We start from the raw sequence: 21,419 nt of genomic DNA, 5'->3' as shown, positions 1-21,419 counted from the left end.
TTATTTTGTATGCCTAAATAATTCTTGAGATTTTTTCAAAGATTCCATATGATTACTTTTTTCTTTTAAAAATTCTTCGATATTTAGCCCGTATTTTTGAATCATTAAAGATGCATGAATACTTCCTAAAAAATGGGGCATTATAACGTAACTAGCACCTTCTTCATATAATTTAATCGCATCTTCGATTTTATGCGCAATTACGATAATAATCGCATTTTGGTTTGATTTTAATATTGTTTTTATCAAAAGAATGTCTGTTTCGATATCTGAAATTGTAGAAATTAACATTTTAGATTCTTTAAAATTCAATTCAGTCAACAATTCAAGATTTGATGCATCGCCATATATCGAATTATATCCTCTTTTAGACAAATCTTTGATGATTTTTGGATTATAATCAACAATTAAGAATCTTTCTTTTGAATTTTCAATAACATTTAATATATTTTTACCAGTTCTGTCTGCACCAAACAGAATTATTTCTCCAGTATTTTTATTTTTAAAGTCTTTTTCAAATATTTTAGTCTTCTTTTCAAATATTGAAAGGTAATTTGAAAGTAAAGAGTATATCTTTTCAGAATATGTTATAAAGTAGCTGGATCCTGCAATCGTGATTATGCCAATAAGTGTAATCATTGAAACTATTCCCTGTGAAAGATGGCCATTCCTAAGCCCTAGTGACGCAATTATCAATGAAAATTCACTAATCTGCGCTACAGTAAGTCCTGCAAGAAATCCCGTTTTTTTCGTATATCCAAAAGCTCCCATAAGTATCATGACAATTATTGGGTTTCCAAACAAAACAAAAATTGAAAGGATTATCGCAGGAATTAGGAACGATACTGACGTTTCAAAGGTCATTTGGACCCCTAAAACTACAAAAAATAAAATCAAAAAGAAATCTCTCAAGGGCCTCACTTTTGAAGCTATTTCATAACGTTCTGGAAACATGGCAAGCACAATACCTGCAATCAAAGCTCCGATTTCACTTGAAAACCCTAAAAGATGAAATACGGAAGCTAATGTAAAACACCACATTAGGGAAAATAAAAACAAAAATTCTTGATTTTTGGATGCATATGATATAAAATTTGAAAGAGCATACTTCGTAAAAATATAAATTGCGGTTAAAATTAAAACTATTTTTGATATGATTAGAAATAATAGTTCTCCAGCACCGGATTGTACGTTAAATGCAGAGATTAGTATCAATATTGCCATTGCAACAATATCTTGAACGATTAAAAATCCGATAGAAATTTTACCGTATAATTTATCGATATCTCCCTTATCTGAAATTAATTTCATGATAATTATTGTACTACTGAATGTTAATGCAATTGAAATGTACATTGATTCGATATAAGAATATCCTAAAAAAATAGATATTAAAAATCCGATTGAAAAAGTAAATACTATTTGTCCAAGTCCCGTTATTACGGAAATTTTACCAATTTCTTTGAAATATCCAGGATTTAAACTAATTCCTACCATAAATAATAAAATAGTTACTCCATAGTGGCCCAATGTAGATATTGATTCTTCAAATCGTACAATATTCAAAAAATAAGGGCTTACCAATATTCCTGTTAGTATGTACCCAATAATTAAGGGTTGTTTTAGCATCCTCATGACTAATGATATTAAAAAAGCAACAAATATTACCAAACTAACCTCAATGAACACGTCAGGAACCAAAATTAGCCTCGTTTATTGAAAAATTTTAATTATGAGTTTATATATTTAATTAGATTATTTTTCATTTTTAAGTGCAACAATATCTTCAACTTCAGTTAATTTCCAAATATGTGTGTTATTTGACGTAAGTAAAGAGTCAATAGGGTCGTCTGAATTCTGACCCAGTGCTTCAAGAACCGAATTTGATAGATTTTTTGAACTTATCATTTCTAAAAATTTCTTTTTTACTTCGGTCTTTTTTTCAAAATCTTCTTCATGAACAATTTTTCCCTGAAGTGTTATAAATCTATAATAAGACATGTCTTTGGAAAAATTTTCAATTTCAACAGATACATAAGGGCTATTTTTTAGAAGCTCGACTTTACGACCATATTTCGTTGAAAGAAAATACATATATTTTCCATCAAAAACGTATAGAAATGGTGCAATATATGGATATTTATCCCCTAAAAATGCAATTCTTGACACGTAACTGTCTTTTACAAGTGAATCGTATTCTTCTTTACCCATAGTAGGTATTTTAAAAATCATTTAAACCACCCCATCTAAAAAAGTTTATAATGTTATTTTGTTTTTTGGAGTAAATATGATTTTCTTTTATGAATACGGCAATCAATAAAATTCAGCAGCGGTTAAGTTAAAATAAAAAGTTTGAACATATTCCCTACTTCCGTAGTTCCATCCAACATTTAGTGTTTTAGCAATTTTTAAACCGTTCTGTTCTAACTGATTTGAAATTGTTCCACCAAATGGAATATATCCATATGAACCATTTTCTAATTTATTCCACCTATTCATATAAACTTCTTTTAAATTACCTTCATCGTCAATTTTTAGATAAACTGTTATTGTTTCACCATCAATTTCAAAAGATACTGAAAAAGTTTCAGAATCAACGTCTTTAAATTCAGTATTTTTATTATTCATTATTTCCCATGGATTCCAAACAATTAGCTCTATTGCTAGCCTTCCACGTGCAGATTTGGTTATATCAGTGTTAGATTCTTTTACAACAGGGATTAATCCATAAAGTGCAAAATTTATTTCAGAATTATTTTCAAAATAATAATCAGCACCTTTTAAAACCAAGGGGCCACTTTTTAATTCTGCTTTCCATACAAAACCGTCCTTTGAAAGTATTTCATTAGAAGATATGTCATTCCAGGGGGCATTTTCATCTATTTTAGTTCTCATTTTACCTTCAATATCTAAAATGGCAGTTTTTGGAATTTTAGTTCCGTTTTTTATCGAATTATTGATGAATTTTTTTGCAAGAGGGGATATATTTTCATTCAAACGGTTTTCATCAAAATAAATATTTTCAAGCGCTTTTTTATCGAGTTTATTCCATATATTTTCAGTATTTTTTATCGAATTTTTTTCAAATGCCGCTAATGATAAAATAATTACAAATGCCACCAAAATCAGTATTTTTAATAGTAGTTGCATGATTTCACCAAAACGCATTTTTGAATTTTTAATTCGGTAAATTAATTATTCTCCCCTCAATGTATCTACGGGGTTCAATTTTGCCCCACTTCTTGCAGGGAAGTACCCACTTAAAACCCCGACTACAAATGAAAATACTAAAACCCCGACAATTAATTCCCATGAAATCCATGCCCTGATAAGCCCATATCCTGCAATTTTTGCAAAATATTCAATTGCCTTTGCAATCAAAATACCCAAAATTGAACCGATGATCCCACCAAAAAGCCCTAAAAATCCGGCTTCAATAACAAATATAGATAATATTGTGTTATTTTCTGCACCAAGAGCTTTTAAAATACCTATTTCTTTTCTTCGTTCTAAAATACTCATATGCATCGTGTTTGAAATCCCGACCGCACCAACTAATAGTGAAATGCTTGAAACTCCAACTAAAAATATCGTCAAAACCCTAAAAATACTGTTAATTGAATCTGCAAGCTGTTCTGCAGTCAATACTGAAAAATTTTCATCCCCTCTCGAATCTTCGAGTTCTTCTTCAATTATATCCGCTATAGAAATTACATTTTCACCAGACTTTACTACTACAGTTATTACGTTGTATTCATCGTCTATTTCGAAAAGTTCACTTCCCATATCATAAGATAAAACAACCGCATCGTCGTCACGGGGGTTTCCTGTTTCTTCCAGTATCCCGATAACTTTGTATTTTTTATCATTTATTGTTATTTTATCCCCAATATCTATTTCACGATCAAAAGAATTGGTTGCAAGCGTATAACCAATCATGCATGAATATTTATCATTATTTTCTATCCAACGCCCCCGGTATAGTTCATAACCCCAAGTTTGACTATATATTTTTTGATATATTGAAGGGTTGATTGCAAGAATACTCCCATAATATTTTTGATCAGAATATTCTATTAAATAACTTCCAAACCAAGCTGGCAAAACTTCATCAATTCCCCTTATATTTTCAATAGCCGATACATCCCGATCATTAAAGTTTTTACCTGCGGAAGGCCCCCCAAAATCTTTTGATGGAAGTATTGAAATTACACTGGCACCAACAGTTGTAATCTCACTTTTTATGTAATTTTGAACGCCGTATCCCAAAGATATCAAACTTACGATTGCAAGTATCCCAATAACTATGCCAATTATTGTTAACGTACTCTGGGTTTTCTTTTGAATTATATTTTGACCTGCAAACGATATTATATCTTTTATTTTCATAAGCTACCCCTTTTTACGAAAATAAGCATTGGACGTGTCGTTACGATAATAATGCTAATTAAATAATCATTGAACGATAAAATCGGTAGAAATGTCCATAATTTAAAACCAATATAGTATTATGGAAATAAAGCTAATTTAAGTTTGCCGATTTTTTAAATTTATTTTTAAAATTTTGAATTAACTAGATAAAATTTAAACTTAAAGTGTCGGAATTTAAACGATATATCAAAAAGACATAATCGAAGACTTATGCGAGAGAATTATAAAAATTATATGTATAACATCATAAAAATTAATTAAAACCCCATTACAAAATTTATCGCAGTATATTCTCTGAAATCCAGTTTCCACTGGGAGCAGGGGTTCAAATTCTGTACTCTTCGAATTAAATTTTACGTTTTTATTGGTGATATTTTTTAATATTATTATATTTCAACAGTTTTTAGCAAATTTAAAAATTTTCCGCCAGAAAGATTTCATTTTTTACTAGGTTTTTGGAATTTGACTTAGTCTACCCACCTTACGCTTACAAAATATAATGGTTACTCGATAAAGTAATCTAAAAACGGTTATATAACAGATAAAGATATTGCGTGTTTCATGGAAATTCGTTTAAAACGTAAAACATTGTGTTTTTGTAAATTTTGTTTATAAAATTGAAAATTAAATTTGAAAAGGTGTTTATGCGTAAATACAGATATTCCTATGCAAATATGAAAGTTGAAATAATTATTTAAAATTAAAATTATTACGTCATAGGGATTAAAAAGAGATTAACGGAGGATTTTTTATGGATATAATTATAAGAAACGAAAATCCAAAAGATTATCGGATAGTCGAAGAAATTGCTAGGGAAGCATTTTGGAATTTATATTTTCCAGGGTGTCATGAACATTTTGTTATCCATAATATGAGAAAACATGTAGATTTTATAAAGGAACTTTCATTTGTAATTGAAGTTAATGGCGAGATTGTAGGGGGTATATTCTATACCCATTCGAAAATAGTATCAAAAGATAATAACGAATACAAAACAATTAGTTTTGGACCTGTTTTTATATCTCCAAAATTTCACGGGAAAGGCCTTGGGAGAAAGTTAATAACCTATTCCATTAAAATTGCAAAGGAAATGGGATATCGTGCTATTTTAACATTGGGGTATCCGTATCACTACGAACCATATGGATTTCTAAGTGGAAAGAAATACAATTTATCTATGCCTGATGGAAAATTCCATAAAGGATTGTTGGCATTGCCTCTTTATGAGGGGGCATTGGATAATATTTCTGGTTATGTGGTTTTTTCAGAGGCATTGGAAGCTAATGATGATGAAGTCAATGAATTTGATAAATCTTTTCCTCCCAAAGAAAAGAAATTTCAGGAGAGCCAGTTAGAATATGAAATGACAATATCTATGCTTGATGAATAAAGGTACAACTCCGCAACTTACACATCGTTTAATGGGGGTCATTTATAAGACTTATTTATCTAAACTAAAATTGAATAAAATTTAAAAAATTAAATTATTTTTAATCTATTTTTGAAAATTTGGGCAATTAATTGTTTTTACATTCTGATTATTTAAAAACTTAATTTTTAACAGTTGATATAACAAAATTACAGAAATGTTGGATAGAGTATTTACTTTTTTAAATTTAAACGTAGTCCATATAAAATTGTTTAAAAAAAGTTAAGGATATATAACAATTCATAAATCCCCCGAAAAATTGAACTGTTACATGGTATGAAACCGTTTTAACGACCTAAGAAACTCCCCGTTTCCCAAGATCTTTCCCACATTATGCAATATAATTTCTAAAAATAACATTATAAACTTTTTAGGTAATCAAAACAATATGTGGAGTTAAAAAAGGAAAAACGAAAATATTTTAAAAAAACTGGATCTATTGATTAAATTAAAATATACTTGTTATATCCCAATTAGATTATAATGAAATGATTCTGCCCTCAATTTTTTTTCCACATGGATTTTGGGAATAAATTAAAGAAAGTTTTTTATTCAGGTGTGTTCCAATTTTTTCGTATAATTTATCAAGAGTTTCAAGTTCTTCAGGAGTTAATGCTTTTGAAAATTCATCTATCGTAGCTAAATTCATTTCTTCTTTCCAGCGGAACATAAAATTTCCTTTTTCAGTTAATTCAATAATTACTTCCCTTTTATCTTCTTCAGATTTTATTCGTTTAACATAGTCTTTTTTTTCTAATTTTTGGGTCATTTTTGTAATTGCAGCATTTGTATAACCCATTTTTTCTGCAAGTTCTGAAATTTTTGGATTTTTCATCCGGTTTATTGTTTCTAAATATTCTCTATCGGCCAGTGTAAAATTTGACACTTCTTCTTCAGGTATTTTTGTATAAAGATAGTTTCTTGAAGCAATATACATAAATTCCCATATTTTATCCATGTTCTTCAAAATGTTCATAATTAACTCCATAATGGTGGTGCTTTTTTGACAATATTGTCAAAATCGAGTATTATCATCCTAACTAAAATTTATTCTATTTTTTTAAATATATTAGGTTTATTATTAACAATATAATTTAAACTAATCATCTAAACTGTTTTTTAGTCACCTACATAAAAAGTTTATATATATGGTATATTTAAAAATGTGAATAAAGTTAATTAACAATTAATTAAGTATATTCCCCAAATCCATACGTTAGGTGTATAATTTTGAAAATAAGTTTTAAAAAAATTGGTACAAAAATACTTGTATTCATGATACTTTGTGCAGTAATCCCCCTTATGATTGTTGGAGGGGTTTCAACAGACAAAATATCAAATGAAATGAAAATACAAGGAGAAAACAGCGTAGATTTTAATTTAAAAATACTTGAAGAAACGATAAACAATATAATGTCAGAATTTGAAACTACTACAGATTATACTGCTAATTTAGATATAGTTTCAGATGCAATTTCAAATAACGACAATGGAATATTGTTCAATTTTGCAGAAAATATGAAAGAATCCTCAGAAGTAGATTTAATTGCATTTACTGATGAATATGGAAATATCATATCATCAAGCGATAACGTTCAAACTAACTTAAAACCCGTTGTATCGAAATTACTTGGAAATGGAGTTCAAAGTTCATTTTTGATAATTTCTGGAGCCGAGGCTTCAAAATACAGCGATTATAAAGTAGATAACACAAACGATGCTCTTGCAATATGTGCAGTTGCTCCAGTTTACAATTCTGGAAAACTTGTGGGCGCCGTAACACTTGTGGATATCGTAAACAAAGATGATTACTGGGTAGACAGAGTTAAACAGGTTACTGGAAATGAAGCTACAATATTCCTTAAAAATGTTAGAATTTCCACAACTGTTCAAAATAATGGAAGAGATGCAACAGGAACGACTGCATCAGAAGAAGTTTATGGTAAGGCTTTAAATCACCAGGAACACGTTGGAACTGCAACTGTTTTAGGTCAGTCATACATTACAAAATATTCCCCAATAGAAGATATTGATGGAAATGTAGTCGGTATGATTTTTGTAGGGACTCCAGAAGGCCCATTTTTAGCAGTTATTAATGGAATTAGAAATCAAATCATAATAGTGGCAATTTTGGGTTTATTGCTTTCAATTTTGATTGCACTATACACTGGAAGAAAAATTACAAAACCAATTGAAGAACTCAAAAAAGGAACTTCTGAATTTGGAAATGGTAACTACGATTACAAAACCAATGTTAAAACTGGTGATGAATTACAAGAACTTTCAGATTCATTCAACGGAATGGCCGGAAATATTAAGAATTTAATGAAAACAATGGATATGGATAAGGTTGAACTTGCAAATCTTCTTAATAATGTAACAAATGTAATGAATAATGTTGCAAAAGGAGACTTTACCGCAAGAGCTGATGAAAATACGGAAAATAATACCCTTCAAAAAGCAATAAATACTGCGGTTGCAAATGTTGCACAGTTAATTAAAGATCTAAGGGAAGAAGTCGATTTACTAAATATACAGGTTCAAAAAGTTGAAGATGAACTTAAAGGTGCTGAGGAAACTGCAACTCAGGTAACAGAAGCTGCAACACAGGTTGCAGAAGCGTCAAGCGACCAATCTTCAAAATTACAGGAAGCATCAGACCAACTTGAAAATACATACGGCGTTGCAAAAGAAGTTTATAGTGCTGCAGAAGAAACTGTTAAGGCTGCAGAAGAAATCGGAGAAAACTCTGAAAATGGAGTTAAAAAAGTTGAAAATGCAATTTCAAGAATGCAATCAATAACAAACGTAATTGAAGACCTGGGAAAAGCAATCCATATGCTTGGCGATGATGGTAAAAAGATCAACGATGTTACCGGATTAATCAAAGATATTGCAGAACAGACTGGACTTTTAGCATTAAATGCTTCTATTGAGGCTGCCCGGGCTGGAGATGCGGGAAAAGGATTTGCAGTTGTTGCAAGCGAAATTAAGGCGTTAGCAGAAGAAATTAAAAAATCCGTCGAAGATATTAACCATACGATTGACGGAGTAAATAAAAGAATTGAAGATACGATAGATTTAGGATTAAAAGGAAAAGATGAAGTCGATAAAGGAGTAATTGCAATTGATGAAGTAAATGATGCACTTTTAAGGATAAAAGAAAGTGTAAATGGTGCTGCAATTAAAATAAACGGAATTAAAAAAGGTGCACAAAGTGCTGCAGACAATACCGAAGGCGCTTTGAAAAATGCACAGGACATTGCTGCACTCTCAGAAGAGTTTACTGCAACAGCAGAAGAGGTCACTGCATCAACTGAAGAATTGAATTCAATCATTGAAGAAATTCGGGGTGTTGCAGAAGAAGTAACCCATGTCGCAGAACGAGTAACTAAAAAATCAAGTCAGTTTAAAATTTAATTCCTTTTTTTATTTTTCAAGAGGTAAAAAAATGGATTCCAATATTGATTTTGAAAATTTTGGATTTAGTGAACTCTCAACAAAATCATCTACTGTTTCATCTGAAATTTTGAGATATTTCAAAACGTATTGTGAAGGTAAAAAGAAAGGATTTGATAAATTAAATCCAAAAGAATACATAAATCTAGTTTTTCTGACCTTGATGTTAATAAAGCTATTAAAAGAAGAAATTAATGGTATTAATTTGAATGAAGAACAAAAAAGAGCATTTTTGGTTTTTCAAAAATATGGATGCCACGAACTTACTGGAGAATACGAAAAAAACTATTTGAAATATTCCATATGGAGAAAAGCTGATTTTTTAAAATATTCCATTGATAAATATGATATTTTTTTGGAAGAAAAGAATAGGGAATGGAAAAAAATCTATGCTATCCCAATACCAAATTACGCCCATATGAATACAATCGGGGCAGTTATGCTACGTGTTGCAAATAAATTGGGAATATTTGATTTCTAAATTTATATTTTAGAAATAAATTCTATTTTTTTGAATATATACTTCTAGATAATACTCCATTTATCAAAATAACCTTTAAAAACTCTTTAAATTCCGAAAAACTTATATATTAGTAATATATATTAAAAATAGTTCCGTTAATGTGGTATTTAATTAACACCTATTGAATTATTGTGGGAAAAGTTCTGGAAAAAGATGAATATCCAACCCCAATTGAATTAACGGAACAACTTTTCCAGAACTTTATATTAATCTGATTTAATGCTTTTTTAATATTGTTATTCTAACACTAATCGAAAAAATAGAAATAAAAAAACTATATTTATAATTTATGTTTCCGATTAAATTGCTATTATTTATATACTATATATATCAATGATAATAATGTTTTTATGTATCCAATTAATCTAACGATAATGAATTTTAAAGAAATTTTAAAATTAATTGTGACATTTGTTTACTCTCCAAGTAACATTAAACGTATCAAGTTTAAATTTGGGGCATAAAAACACTTTTTTTACAATAATTATAAATTAAAAAGAGATTTTTTAAAATGTATATTAAAAAACTTAAATTATTGGTGGCCAATCCGATTTATTGATATTTTTGTTCTGATCGTAAATAACATCTAATTTATTTTCAAAGTCTTTTGAAATTTTTCCAAGTACATATTTAAAATTTTCAAATTCTTCGGGGCTCAAAAGTTCTTTTATTTCTTTTGAAGTTTGGATATGCATTTCTTCTTTCCAAAGAAATAAATAATTTCCTTTTTTTGTTAATTCAACCCTCACTTCCCTCTTATCCCCATCTGATTTTATTCTTTTAACATACCCTTTTTTTCTAATTTTTTAGTCATATTCGTAATTGCAGTACTTGTATGGTGTAATTTTTCTGCAATTTCGGAAATTTTAGGATTTTCCATATAATACACTGTCTCAAGATAAATTTTATCACTCATGCTGATTTCTAAAAATTCTTTTTTCGGAATTCCTTGATATAAGTAATCTCTTGAAACTGCATACATATATTCCCATATCTTACAAGTATCATTTACCAATTCCATAGTTCAAACCTACAATAACTATCACATATATTTTTCAATATATCTTGATCAATATATGCTGGTTTTATAAAGTACTTTTGAATTGCTATTTTAAAATAATTACTTTAAAATATTTTTTGTTATGGGAAACATTTTTAAAATTAAAAAAACGCCCTCTTGACCACCTATTTTATATATTGAACCATCTTTATTTCGTATAATGTGATATCCGTCACAAAACCCTCTTTTTTCTACTTAACGTTCTATCTTAGGTTCATATGTTTTGATTTTAGTAGATAACGGAATTAACCAAGGTAATCCTGTTTTTTTATCTTCAAAGGATAGTAAAAAGACCTACATTCTAATTTATTGTCCATAAACTGACAATTTAGAAAATTTTTATAATCTGTGAAAAACTCGTCTTTAACGGTATAAAAATAGTTTTCTGATACTATCATGATTTATCCTGATTAGTAAATATGTTGTGATATCCAGCTCCGACCCGCATTTTATTAGTCGGATTACGGGTTACCGACAGAAAGATCCGGCCCGCATTTTATTAGTCGGATTACGGGTTACCGACAGAATGCTGGATATCACTAGTTATGTACAAATATAGACTTGTTTTGAAACTATAAATATATTTTAGTTAAATTTTAAGTTTAGACTGAATGGGCCCTTAAATTCAAACGATTATTCCTTGTGAAAATTTATAAATTAATTATCCATTTGATAGATCATTCAATAATTTTAAACCTTTTTTAGTAATTCGATATTTTTGTTTTGAACTTGTTATTTTATCAGGAATTGTTAATTCAATTAAGTTATTTTCCAATAAATTTGAAATTGCCTGTTTGAATCGTTTAGTTCTAGACTTCAACCCTATTTCAGACAATATTTCCGAACTCGACATTTCAATATCTTTTAATACGAGTAGTATTTCATCTTCAGCCTGGGTCTTGACTTGGGTCTTGACTTGGGTCTTGACTTGGGTCTTGACTTGGGTCTTGACTTGGGTCTTGACTTGGGTCTTGACTTGGGTCTTTTTTACATCCTCAATAAATTCTGGATGAATTCTTAGCCGGGCGATAAATTGTGTTCTTTCATCATCAGTTATAAATTCAGGTTCCGGGGATCCATTGTTTTTTAAAGCATATTTTATCTTTCTAAAACCTGTATTTTTACCTTCTGTAAGTTTAAATTCTTTTAAAAAGTCACCAATTCGCCTATTTCTATATCGTTTAGAAATAACAATATCATCATTAAGATTATATTTATTCAGTGGTGGGAGCGGCCCAGGATAACTTATTATATCAATTCGATCCGTTTCAATTCTAATTTCAATTGGTGCATCGATTTCGTAACTTTTATGATATACTGCATTTACGAGTGCTTCTTCAATTGCTTCAAAGGGATAAGAATAAATTCGTTTTGATTCTGCGATTCCCGGGATTTTTTGAACTCTTTCACGAATTGCTATGCTTTTTATATAATTTAGTGAAAGCCGTATCTGTGAAACCAAATCTCCATCAAACACATCTTCATCAAATTTATCGCCAATTTCATCGTAAAATACAGTAACTTCAATCCACGGTGTTTTGATGAATTTTTTAGGATCTGTTGAAAAAAGCAGTAAACCAATGTTTTTTGGTTTCAAATATTCTTTTGGTCCGTCAACAATATTTAGGCTTTTACATAACTCTTCAAATTTCAAAATTTCTGGATCGAGATTAGAATTTATTTCTTTTAAATATTGTTTAATTAAATGTAAATTTAAATCATTAATTGACGCTTTATGGTTTATCTGATCATCATATGGAATTTGATTAGACATCCCAATTAATTCTTTTTCATCTTCATGTTTTGCGATAACAGTTGATGAGTTTCGCCTGATGTAATATTTATATTCTGAATTTTTACCGAGACTTGTTGGTGCCTTATATGGTCTTGCAGGACCTCCCGGGCAGGCTATAACCAATATTGTCTTATTTTTGTAAATTATGGGTTCTACTACTGGAAAATATGGATAATGGATTTTATTGGATAATCCAATCATTTTTTTCAAAATAGTATCAATTTCAGAAGGATTTACTCCGATAACTTCTTTTGTTTTGTCGTGAATCCCGATTATAATGTATCCGCCGCCCCAATTGTTAAAATCATTTGCAAATGCACACATTGTATGTATAATATCCTCGGGATTAAATCCCTGTTTTAATTCTAACCGTTCTTCTTCGATTAAATTAGTTTCAAGTAATTGAGATATTGGAATAGGCAGCATTTTTTAAGTCTCCAAAAGTATTCCACTTATTAAATCTTAAAATCTATTATTTTAATGAATATATAAAAAGTCTTCTTTTAATGTCGATTTAATAGTAAAAAACGAAATTTATAGAATAAATCAAACTATTTTTAATCAATTTTCGGATATTCGATTAATTAACCATTCTTAAGGTTTAAATACTCACTAAATTAATTTAACAAAAAATCGAAAATGTTGGAGTATTATCCTCATATGGGCGTTATTAGATTTTTGAAATACTTTGATTACGGGATTTTTGAATAACGTTGTATTTGAAAATTTAATTAGAAAAATGATAATACGGATCATTGATATATATTATCGGGAAAGTATTTTCCCATTGATCCTGAACAGACCATTTAATAGGGGGATAGGTTATATGATTTACGTTGGATTTTGGATGTGGATTGTAATTTAATTGGGGAATTAAATTATTTTCAACACGATTTTTAAATTTTGGGAGAATTCAGTTTTCCCAAGTTTTAAAATTAATTTACGGCCCCATACATGAAAATGCAAATGTTTTCAATAGATATTAAATTAGGGTAAAATAATTTATCAAAGCCAAAAGTTCATAAACACAATGCCTACACAAAGCATTTATATAGTTCAAAATCAATTTTTATCTAAGTTCCTTGAAGTCTAGAACGAATCAATATGTTATGAGTTTAAATTTTCTAGATTTTGGGGCACATTATTTCATCCACCTCGTGGATTAGAATTACCTTTTAAACATAACTCCTCAAAGCCAATACATTAATTCGTGCTGTTTAATGTATTAACTTGGAAATACACAAATATACCTTTAAATATTCAACGATACCACGTGAATAATGATAAAAGTATATTTGCCCCAATTTTCGCAGATCTGGGCAAATTTCTTTAAATTTCTAAGTCATAACTTTTTTTAAATATTTACGTTTTTGGTAACTTTTCAGAGATATTTTTGAAATTTTTAAGTACATCATCCTGTTTTCATTCTAATTACATACGTTAAATTATATTTGAGGTTATGAATCCGTTTATTCAAAAACCGGTACATTGAATGGATCCATAATTAAAAGTAAAAAATGGTCTTAAAAATTATTTAATTGATTCATGCATTTTTAAATACGTTTTTTTCGATAATTATTATATGAAAAGTTAAATGGAGAAAAATCATGAAAGTACTTGGAATTATCGGAAGTAACAGGAAAGCTGGAAATACCGCAACAATGGTTTCTAAAATATTATCTACCCTTGAAGAAATGAATATTGAAACTGAAAAACTATTTTTATCTGATTATAACTATTCAAGCTGTAATGGCTGTGAAGGTTGCAGAAAAACTTACAAATGTGTGCTTAAAGACGATATGCAGGATATATATAAAAAAATCATGGAAACTGACGCAATAGTAATCGGATCGCCCACCTATTTTTACAATATTACTGCTGAAACAAAGGCATTCCTGGATAGACTTTATTGTTATGAAATATTTGATTCGGATGATCGGTCCGTATGGATACCTTTGAATGAAGTTTTAGGGTTAAAATATGCAGTTACTGTTTCCGTATGCGAACAGGAAAAAGAAGAAGATATGGGATTTACGCCACTGGCATTGAGCAAACCTTTGGAAGCTCTCGGATATCGAGTAATAGAAAATTTAAAAGTATTGAAAGTATTTGAAGCTGGAAAAGTAAATGAAATTCCTGAAAACATAAAAAAAGCAGAAAATGCAGGAAAGAAACTTGGTAGATATATGCTACTTAGAAAAAATATTGCAGGATCAATTAAAACTGATAATAAACAATAATTAAGTAATAAAAAGTAACAGATCATTTTTTTGTTCAAAATTTTCAAAAAAATAATTTTAACAGTGAATCTGACAAAATGAAAAAAATGTTAGATATTGCATTTACATTTTAAATTTTAAAATAGTCCAAACGTGTAGTTTTTGAAAAATTTTCTAAAAAAGTTAAAAGAGTTCTAGAACAATTCAAAAATCCCCAAAAAAATTAAACTGTTCTAAAAAGTGTATGAAACCGTTTAACGACCCTGACACTCCCCATTTCCCAAGATCTTTCCCACCTCGGGCATTATAATTTTTGAAAATAGCGTTATTTAAACTTTAGGGTACTCAAAACAATATGTTGGGTTAAAAATGGAAAAAAGAAATTCATACATTATTAAAATATATATCCCAAAAGATAAGCCAAAAATATCAAATAAATCAAGATGTAAGAAATACCATCGATTCTATCTATTTTTGAGAAGTAATCTGTTCTAAAGTTCTTAAAGTTCAACATTTTCTTTATTTTTTCCCGATTCATTGTAAAAATTATTAAAAGTGCCATTATTGTATTTACCATCAATTCTACGTTGTATTTTGGGATATCTACAATCATTGCGGAAAATGAAAGAGCTACGCAGGTATTTGCAATATTACTCCCAATTACATTTCCAAGAACAATGCTTCCAAGTTTTCGTTTTGCAGCAGCAACTGAAGACGCAAGTTCTGGTAACGAAGTTCCAAATGCAACAAGTGAGAATCCAATAATACTTTCAGGAACGTTAAAATATTCTGCGATCCCTTTTGCGCCTTCTATAAATAAATCACTCCCTAAAATCACAGCCAGTAAGCCAACTACAATAAATATCGAAGCCTTTTTAACAGTAATATCTGAAATGATTTCTTCTTCATCGGATTCACTTGTTTTGATCGTATATATTACATAAATAATCATAAAAAGAAATAATATCAATCCGTCAAACCTTGAAAAACCATTGTATCCTAAAATAACCAGCAATATTGTTGCAATAAGATAAATATTTCCATTTTTAATAATTGCCCGTTTTTTAATAATTAATGGATACATCAGTACACTAATTCCCAAAATAATTCCGATATTTGCAATGCAGCTTCCAATAGCATTTCCAACAGCAAGCCCTGGAGATCCAGAAAGTGCAGCACCGCTACTTGTTACAATTTCTGGAAGAGAAGTTCCAAATGCGACAATCGTTGCACCGATTACAAAATTTGAAACATTGAAGTGTTTTGCAACCCGAGTACTTCCTTCAATAAACCAGTCACTCCCGTATGCAAGTAAAATTCCCCCGAATATCATGTACAATAACAAGTACCCTAACATAATCCCCCATTTTACAAATTACATGCTTTAATAAAATTTTTGATTTAGCATTATATAACTTAAACCAAATGATTCAGTTAACTTTTAAAATGGTCCATATATTCCCAAATGAAGGTTAAAATCTGAAAAATTTTTCAAAAAATTTATAAATTAACCCATCCGGACAATATTTAATAATTTTAAAATATTCTTTTTATAATTCTATAAAGACAGTTTTATTATTGGAAATTATTTTTTTTATTTTTGGAGGGGGTTTGAAAGATGGCACTTATTGAACCTTATTTTGATACAACTCTTACTTTGAGCACTGTACAGCTTTTAAAGGCTTTTGAAACGTGGACTTTCGATTAAAGTAACCTGCCATATTGGAAATTCTTTTCACGTTCAAAAGTTAAAGATCTTGTAATCCTGAGAAAATCTTCCGATACTGGATGGATTTTGAGAAAAATTCAGTGGATATTGGAAAGGTAATTTTGCAGATTTAAACTATTTTAACGTGATTACCTTTTTTTAGAAAATATATATGTTTGGGCAATATTATGGCACATGTTTTGTATAAGGATGTGGATTTGATAATTGATAGTGAGAAGTATAAGAAAAATATAGAGGACCTAACTGAAAATTAATTTAAGCCGTATTTTCAAAAAAAATGAAAAATATCATGATTTAGAAGTTAAAACAATTGAAAAACTTGAAGAAAAGAAAAAGGGGTAAGAAAAAAAGTTATAATTTAACAATAAATACTTTATAATACTTTTAATAAATGTTAGGATTAGGGACTTTTTAACTCGAAATATATTCTATTTTTGACAAAATCTTTTAAAGAACGATACTCCATTTTTAAATATTAGAGGAGATAACTATGCAAAACGACCATTTTAATTCAAAAATGGAGCATTTATTTAAAATAGATCCGAATTTTCACGATATTTTGAGAAAAAGCAAGGATGTCGACGATTTAAGACATAATTTATATGAATACTTAAATTCTATTGAAAAAATGCTTTATTTTGAAAATACTGTTTTTCCAAAACTCGAAATAATCAACATGAAGGAATGCATTAAAACTTTTAAAAATGTCCTGTCACCAAAAAATGAAAAATTGGCGGGATTTTCTGCAATAACTGCTCTTTGGAAACTTTATCGGGGGGAAACTTCCGGAATTTCATTAGGATTTTTAAACGAATTCATCTACCTTTTAAAAGGAATAAATGGAAAATCTGGGATATATATGGAAAAATTTCCCGAGTTTTTTAAATTTAGTGGTAGAAATTCAGCGGTTCTTCGATCAAAAGATCTTGATAAACTATCTAACGAGGTTGAATATTATATCGGGCGCTACCCCTCAGGACTCTCCAAAAAAGTTTCTGAAAAAAGAAAAGAAAATAAAAAAAGGATTCTAAATTATTTTGGAGCGAATGAAGAAAACTGGAACGACTGGAACTGGCAGCTTGAAAATGTTGTTATAAATTCGAAAACTTTAGAAAATTTAGTGGCTCTTTCAGTTTCTGAAAAAAATGCGATTGAAAAAGCTCGTCAAAATAATATTCCTTTTGGTATAACGCCGTATTATGTTTCTTTAATGGATAACACGACTGACAGGAAATATGATCACGCAGTAAGGGCGCAGGTGATTCCACCTCTAAATTATGTCGAAAAAACAGCTGAAGCTAGAAATTCCGGAGAAAGTCTCGATTTTATGGGTGAAACGGATACATCGCCAGTTGACCTTGTAACAAGACGATATCCAATGATTGCGATAATGAAACCATATGAAACATGTGCCCAAATATGTGTTTATTGTCAAAGAAATTGGCAAATTAAAGACGTATTTTCAAAAAATGCACTGGCAAAAAAAGAATCTGTTGAAAATGCAATCGAATGGTTTAGAAATAATGAATCCATTAAAGAAGTACTTTTAACAGGGGGTGACCCCGGAATATTAAGTGAAGAATACTTAGCATACCTTTTATCCGAATTTTCGGAAATTAAACATTTAGAGCGAATAAGAATTGGAACAAGAACGCCTGTGGTTCTCCCTCAAAGAATAACTGATGAATTTACAGAAGTACTTGGACATTACAATGAACCAGGTATTCGTGAAGTTGCAGTATCTACTCACATAGAACACGTCTATGAAGTTACAAAAGACTTAAAAGATGCCGTATCAAAATTAAAAAATAATGGAATATATGTATATAATCAGCAAGTATTTACTGTCGAAAACAGCAGACGATTTGAAACTTCAGCTCTTAGAAAAGCCTTAAAACTTGTCGGAATTGAACCTTACTACTTGTTTAATACAAAAGGAAAGGAAGAAACCGTAAATTATAGAGTTCCAATAGCAAGAGCACTTCAAGAGAGAAAGGAAGAAGCAAGGTTACTTCCAGGATACTGTAGAACCGATAGCACAGTTTTCAATGTACCTAAACTCGGTAAAAATAATTTGAATTTTTATCAGGATCATGATTTAATAATGATTTTAAAAGATGGGAGTAGAGTTTACGAGTTTCACCCATGGGAGAAAAATATAGCGCTTACTAAAACTTATATCTATAAAGATGTTCCTATTCAAAATTATCTCAATGAATTAAAAAGACGGGGTGAAAAAATAGAAGATTACCAGTCTATATGGTATTATTTTTAAATTTTTCAAATCCTTTTTTTTATTAAAAATAAGTTGTAAATTACTCTTCTACGACCTTATACCATAAATTCATGTCTTCAAACTTTCCACAGATGTTTGTATTATTTACCGCAGTTCCGCCGTAGATATAGCCCATTTTTTTAAATGTAATATTCATTCCGTAAGATAAACTCCGTGAAATTGTGTAAAACACCCTAAATCAGTATATTTCATTATTTTTTCCATTAAATACAATAAATACTCTGAAAGCCCCTGTTTTCGATACTCTGGAAGAACTGCAAAATCAGTCATTTCCACACATTTATTTTTAAGATCCATTTCAAATAATGTATAATGGCAAGAATCGCCATACCCTGAATTGAATGGTGCCCAAAGGGACACTAAAATACAAGGTTTCAGAATTGGAGTTTTCTAGATTCATATCCCATATCCAGTCTAGAAAAATCTTGTTTTGGGGCAGATCATAACGCTTTTTTAAATCAGTTAATCCATATTCACGAAACAAAATCAACTTTTTATATTCGTAATTTCAGAGTTAATTTTGGCGAGAAATCGCTAGGTTTTCAAAACTCAGCCTACTTTTGAAAACTCAATTGGCATGAAATTAATATGGTAAATTACCAGAATTTGAAGCAATTTTTTAATAAATTATCCATCTGAACCAAATATTTTTTTAAATCAATTTTAACAGGTTTTTATCGTTTATTTTGCCGTAATCGTTAAATACTGCGAATTTTAGAAATTATATTACCCGAAACTTAATTTTTCGGGGGGCTGACATAGAAATTTCTATAACTGTGGAACACCTTTTGGAATAGAAATATACTTTCTTGACCTAATTTCACGCACCGATACTGGAACCTTTTTACATTCGGGGGGAGTGTATGGGTTTTCAAAAGTCTTTTTTTACTTTTTTAAAATTTATCCATTTGGTAATTAACTATCAATTCATTACATTTTGATATATTATATAAATCAAAGATTTATTAACACAAAAAACTCTGTTTTTTAGTGTATTGATATTTAAAATCTAGATCAAACTCTTAAATTTTACCCGGCAGGGCGATTAAAACTAATAAACGTAATTTAGGCTAGATTTTAGAACTTGCAGGATAATGATAATGTTTCAAAACAAATTAATGGATCAAACTTAATCGGTATTATTAAATATTCTTTTTTTAATAACTAAGATATTGATTTTTGATTTTTGGACTAATTTTTGCATTATTTATCGCAATATCTGAAATGAGAAAAAATAATGTCTTATAAACTAAGTAACGGTGAATCAAATGGAAAATATCGGAAAAGTTCATAACCATACCACAGAAGATAACCTAAAAATGCCGCATTTATGGAGACAGGCAATAAGCGGTATTGAAATTACGGGTGCAGAAGACGAAATTTTTACCGATAAATACTCACATTATATGGTAATACATGACCCTCTGAAAACAAAGTTTCATAAAAACATAGAAGAACTAAATAAAAGGTTTTGTAATAGTCTTGGAGTTTCAGTTGTAAGCTACATTCAAAAAGAAGGAGATATGCATTATGTAAGGGGGTTAATGGCTGAAAATGGTGCCCGCATCTATAGTATTTTACCATATACTTCTTTTGATCAAATTAAAGAAGCAAAGTTTCCACAAACTTCTATGGAACCCCGGAAAATGGAAGCATTCAACAGTCTTCTTCCATCACTGAACGGAAAGAATATACTTGACGTAGGCTGTGGTATTGGATCTCTTGCAATAAATATGGCTAAAGCAAAGCCAGAATCTATAATATATGGGGTAGACATCATTGATGGTTCAATAGAACAGTGCAAATTAAATGCAAAAATTGAAGGCGTAACCAATACACATTTTGCTGTAGCCAGCGCCTATGAATTACCTTTTGAAGATGAATACTTCGATACAGTTACCTGTTTTTTTATGTTGCATCATCTTGATGACGTAGCAAAAGCATTGCAAGATATTAAACGGGTTTTAAAACCATCCGGTGAAGTATTTGCAGTGGAGCCAATTGATCATTTTCATGGTGTGCAAAGGGGTCCAGAAGACTGGAAAGCACTGTTTTTGGAAGCAGGTTATAGTGTAGAAGCATGGGAGAAAAACAATGTCTCATACATCCATGCAGTTTTGAAATAAAAAAGATAAGTATTTTTTATGAAATCACTGGAATATGGCAAATGCTGCTGTTTTTGGTAAGATGAATCGTTTGATAACCTAAACCAACTGTATAATGAGTATGTTCATATTACTTAAATATATTTTTATAAGTATTAAATAATACTTTATATTAAATATGTATGATTTATATAGTTGTTTATACTAAGCATTAACCAGCAGTATTCGTAAATTTGGAGGTTAAAATTATGCCTAAAATGGTTATTTGCGGCCGTGGCGGTTGCGGAAAAAGTACTTTGATTACATTAATGGCTCAAAAGATTGAAGAACAGGGAAAAAAGGTTTTAATTGTAGATTCTGATGAATCCAACTT

The 21,419-nt window shown here is 29.7% G+C and carries 16 protein-coding genes and 1 pseudogene; 7 read left to right on the top strand and 10 right to left on the bottom strand.

Annotation, left to right across the window (positions count from 1 at the left end):
- From HNP90_RS03070 to HNP90_RS03055, 4 genes are all read right to left on the bottom strand, one after another.
- Nucleotides 1-1,689, bottom strand: coding sequence for a cation:proton antiporter (locus HNP90_RS03070; RefSeq protein WP_309500990.1), 1,689 nt, complete (start codon nucleotides 1,687-1,689; stop codon nucleotides 1-3).
- Between the two features lie 66 nt (nucleotides 1,690-1,755).
- Nucleotides 1,756-2,232 (bottom strand): pyridoxamine 5'-phosphate oxidase family protein, encoded by a 477-nt coding sequence (locus HNP90_RS03065; protein ID WP_012068301.1) that lies wholly within the window; start codon nucleotides 2,230-2,232, stop codon nucleotides 1,756-1,758.
- Between the two features lie 81 nt (nucleotides 2,233-2,313).
- Nucleotides 2,314-3,150 (bottom strand): DUF6544 family protein, encoded by an 837-nt coding sequence (locus HNP90_RS03060; RefSeq protein ID WP_012068300.1) that lies wholly within the window; start codon nucleotides 3,148-3,150, stop codon nucleotides 2,314-2,316.
- Between the two features lie 45 nt (nucleotides 3,151-3,195).
- Nucleotides 3,196-4,389 carry an ABC transporter permease gene (locus HNP90_RS03055; RefSeq protein ID WP_012068299.1) on the bottom strand — a complete coding sequence of 398 codons (1,194 nt, stop codon included), beginning with the start codon at nucleotides 4,387-4,389 and terminating at the stop codon, nucleotides 3,196-3,198.
- Between the two features lie 793 nt (nucleotides 4,390-5,182).
- Here HNP90_RS03055 and HNP90_RS03050 point away from each other — a divergent pair.
- Nucleotides 5,183-5,821 carry a GNAT family N-acetyltransferase gene (locus HNP90_RS03050; protein WP_012068298.1) on the top strand — a complete coding sequence of 213 codons (639 nt, stop codon included), beginning with the start codon at nucleotides 5,183-5,185 and terminating at the stop codon, nucleotides 5,819-5,821.
- 517 nt (nucleotides 5,822-6,338) lie between these two features.
- Here the strand turns inward: HNP90_RS03050 and HNP90_RS03045 are convergent.
- Nucleotides 6,339-6,836, bottom strand: coding sequence for a MarR family winged helix-turn-helix transcriptional regulator (locus HNP90_RS03045; RefSeq protein WP_012068297.1), 498 nt, complete (start codon nucleotides 6,834-6,836; stop codon nucleotides 6,339-6,341).
- A gap of 254 nt (nucleotides 6,837-7,090) precedes the next feature.
- On the opposite strand from HNP90_RS03045, the gene HNP90_RS03040 reads away from it, so the two are divergent.
- Entirely contained in the window at nucleotides 7,091-9,280 is a 2,190-nt protein-coding gene (locus HNP90_RS03040) for a methyl-accepting chemotaxis protein (RefSeq protein ID WP_012068296.1), read from the top strand.
- A gap of 31 nt (nucleotides 9,281-9,311) precedes the next feature.
- On the top strand, nucleotides 9,312-9,800 hold the full coding sequence (locus HNP90_RS03035; RefSeq protein WP_012068295.1) for a hypothetical protein: 489 nt from the start codon (nucleotides 9,312-9,314) through the stop codon (nucleotides 9,798-9,800).
- A 569-nt stretch (nucleotides 9,801-10,369) separates the two neighbouring features.
- On the opposite strand, the gene HNP90_RS09410 is transcribed toward HNP90_RS03035, so the two are convergent.
- The 3 genes from HNP90_RS09410 to HNP90_RS03025 all read right to left on the bottom strand — a co-directional run bounded on the left by HNP90_RS09410 (nucleotide 10,370) and on the right by HNP90_RS03025 (nucleotide 13,123).
- Nucleotides 10,370-10,591: a hypothetical protein gene (locus tag HNP90_RS09410; RefSeq protein WP_258558908.1), complete on the bottom strand. Its 222-nt coding sequence runs from the start codon at nucleotides 10,589-10,591 to the stop codon at nucleotides 10,370-10,372.
- Between the two features lie 23 nt (nucleotides 10,592-10,614).
- On the bottom strand, nucleotides 10,615-10,863 hold the full coding sequence (locus tag HNP90_RS09405) for a MarR family transcriptional regulator (RefSeq protein WP_258558907.1): 249 nt from the start codon (nucleotides 10,861-10,863) through the stop codon (nucleotides 10,615-10,617).
- A 700-nt stretch (nucleotides 10,864-11,563) separates the two neighbouring features.
- Nucleotides 11,564-13,123, bottom strand: a complete 1,560-nt coding sequence (locus HNP90_RS03025) for an RNA-binding domain-containing protein (protein ID WP_012068294.1) — start codon at nucleotides 13,121-13,123, stop codon at nucleotides 11,564-11,566.
- A gap of 1,181 nt (nucleotides 13,124-14,304) precedes the next feature.
- Here HNP90_RS03025 and HNP90_RS03020 point away from each other — a divergent pair.
- Nucleotides 14,305-14,937, top strand: coding sequence for a flavodoxin family protein (locus HNP90_RS03020; protein WP_012068293.1), 633 nt, complete (start codon nucleotides 14,305-14,307; stop codon nucleotides 14,935-14,937).
- Between the two features lie 373 nt (nucleotides 14,938-15,310).
- Here the strand turns inward: HNP90_RS03020 and HNP90_RS03015 are convergent, their stop codons facing one another.
- Nucleotides 15,311-16,273, bottom strand: a complete 963-nt coding sequence (locus tag HNP90_RS03015; protein WP_012068292.1) for a calcium/sodium antiporter — start codon at nucleotides 16,271-16,273, stop codon at nucleotides 15,311-15,313.
- A gap of 862 nt (nucleotides 16,274-17,135) precedes the next feature.
- Between HNP90_RS03015 and HNP90_RS03010 the strand changes: the two genes are divergently transcribed.
- The gene (locus HNP90_RS03010; protein WP_011868375.1) at nucleotides 17,136-18,920 is read left to right on the top strand and encodes a KamA family radical SAM protein; all 1,785 of its coding nucleotides are present in this window, start codon (nucleotides 17,136-17,138) and stop codon (nucleotides 18,918-18,920) included.
- 40 nt (nucleotides 18,921-18,960) lie between these two features.
- On the opposite strand, the pseudogene HNP90_RS09475 reads toward HNP90_RS03010, so the two are convergent.
- Nucleotides 18,961-19,241, bottom strand: a pseudogene (locus HNP90_RS09475) (GNAT family N-acetyltransferase); the annotation flags it as partial.
- A 1,019-nt stretch (nucleotides 19,242-20,260) separates the two neighbouring features.
- Between HNP90_RS09475 and HNP90_RS03000 the strand changes: the two are divergent.
- The gene (locus HNP90_RS03000) at nucleotides 20,261-21,067 is read left to right on the top strand and encodes a class I SAM-dependent methyltransferase (protein ID WP_258558906.1); all 807 of its coding nucleotides are present in this window, start codon (nucleotides 20,261-20,263) and stop codon (nucleotides 21,065-21,067) included.
- A gap of 212 nt (nucleotides 21,068-21,279) precedes the next feature.
- Nucleotides 21,280-21,419, top strand: a 140-nt coding sequence (locus HNP90_RS02995; protein WP_258558935.1) for a nucleotide-binding protein, incomplete at its 3' end; no start/stop codon positions are given.

The sequence above is a fragment of the Methanococcus maripaludis genome (assembly GCF_013760955.1).
Classification (GTDB): Archaea; AGJL01; Methanococci; order Methanococcales; family Methanococcaceae; genus Methanococcus; species Methanococcus maripaludis_A.
Note: the sequence above shows the minus strand (reverse complement) of the source record. Positions and strands in the feature narration are given on the sequence as shown.

Excerpts from the sequence above, each read along its gene's own strand:
- HNP90_RS03065 (WP_012068301.1), bottom strand. The coding sequence starts at position 2,232 with ATGATTTTTAAAATACCTACTATGGGTAAAGAAGAATACGATTCACTT.
- HNP90_RS03060 (WP_012068300.1), bottom strand. The coding sequence starts at position 3,150 with ATGCAACTACTATTAAAAATACTGATTTTGGTGGCATTTGTAATTATT.
- HNP90_RS03055 (WP_012068299.1), bottom strand. The coding sequence starts at position 4,389 with ATGAAAATAAAAGATATAATATCGTTTGCAGGTCAAAATATAATTCAA.
- HNP90_RS03050 (WP_012068298.1), top strand. The coding sequence starts at position 5,183 with ATGGATATAATTATAAGAAACGAAAATCCAAAAGATTATCGGATAGTC.
- HNP90_RS03045 (WP_012068297.1), bottom strand. The coding sequence starts at position 6,836 with ATGAACATTTTGAAGAACATGGATAAAATATGGGAATTTATGTATATT.
- HNP90_RS03035 (WP_012068295.1), top strand. The coding sequence starts at position 9,312 with ATGGATTCCAATATTGATTTTGAAAATTTTGGATTTAGTGAACTCTCA.
- HNP90_RS09405 (WP_258558907.1), bottom strand. The coding sequence starts at position 10,863 with ATGGAATTGGTAAATGATACTTGTAAGATATGGGAATATATGTATGCA.
- HNP90_RS03025 (WP_012068294.1), bottom strand. The coding sequence starts at position 13,123 with ATGCTGCCTATTCCAATATCTCAATTACTTGAAACTAATTTAATCGAA.
- HNP90_RS03020 (WP_012068293.1), top strand. The coding sequence starts at position 14,305 with ATGAAAGTACTTGGAATTATCGGAAGTAACAGGAAAGCTGGAAATACC.
- HNP90_RS03015 (WP_012068292.1), bottom strand. The coding sequence starts at position 16,273 with ATGTTAGGGTACTTGTTATTGTACATGATATTCGGGGGAATTTTACTT.
- HNP90_RS03010 (WP_011868375.1), top strand. The coding sequence starts at position 17,136 with ATGCAAAACGACCATTTTAATTCAAAAATGGAGCATTTATTTAAAATA.
- HNP90_RS03000 (WP_258558906.1), top strand. The coding sequence starts at position 20,261 with ATGCCGCATTTATGGAGACAGGCAATAAGCGGTATTGAAATTACGGGT.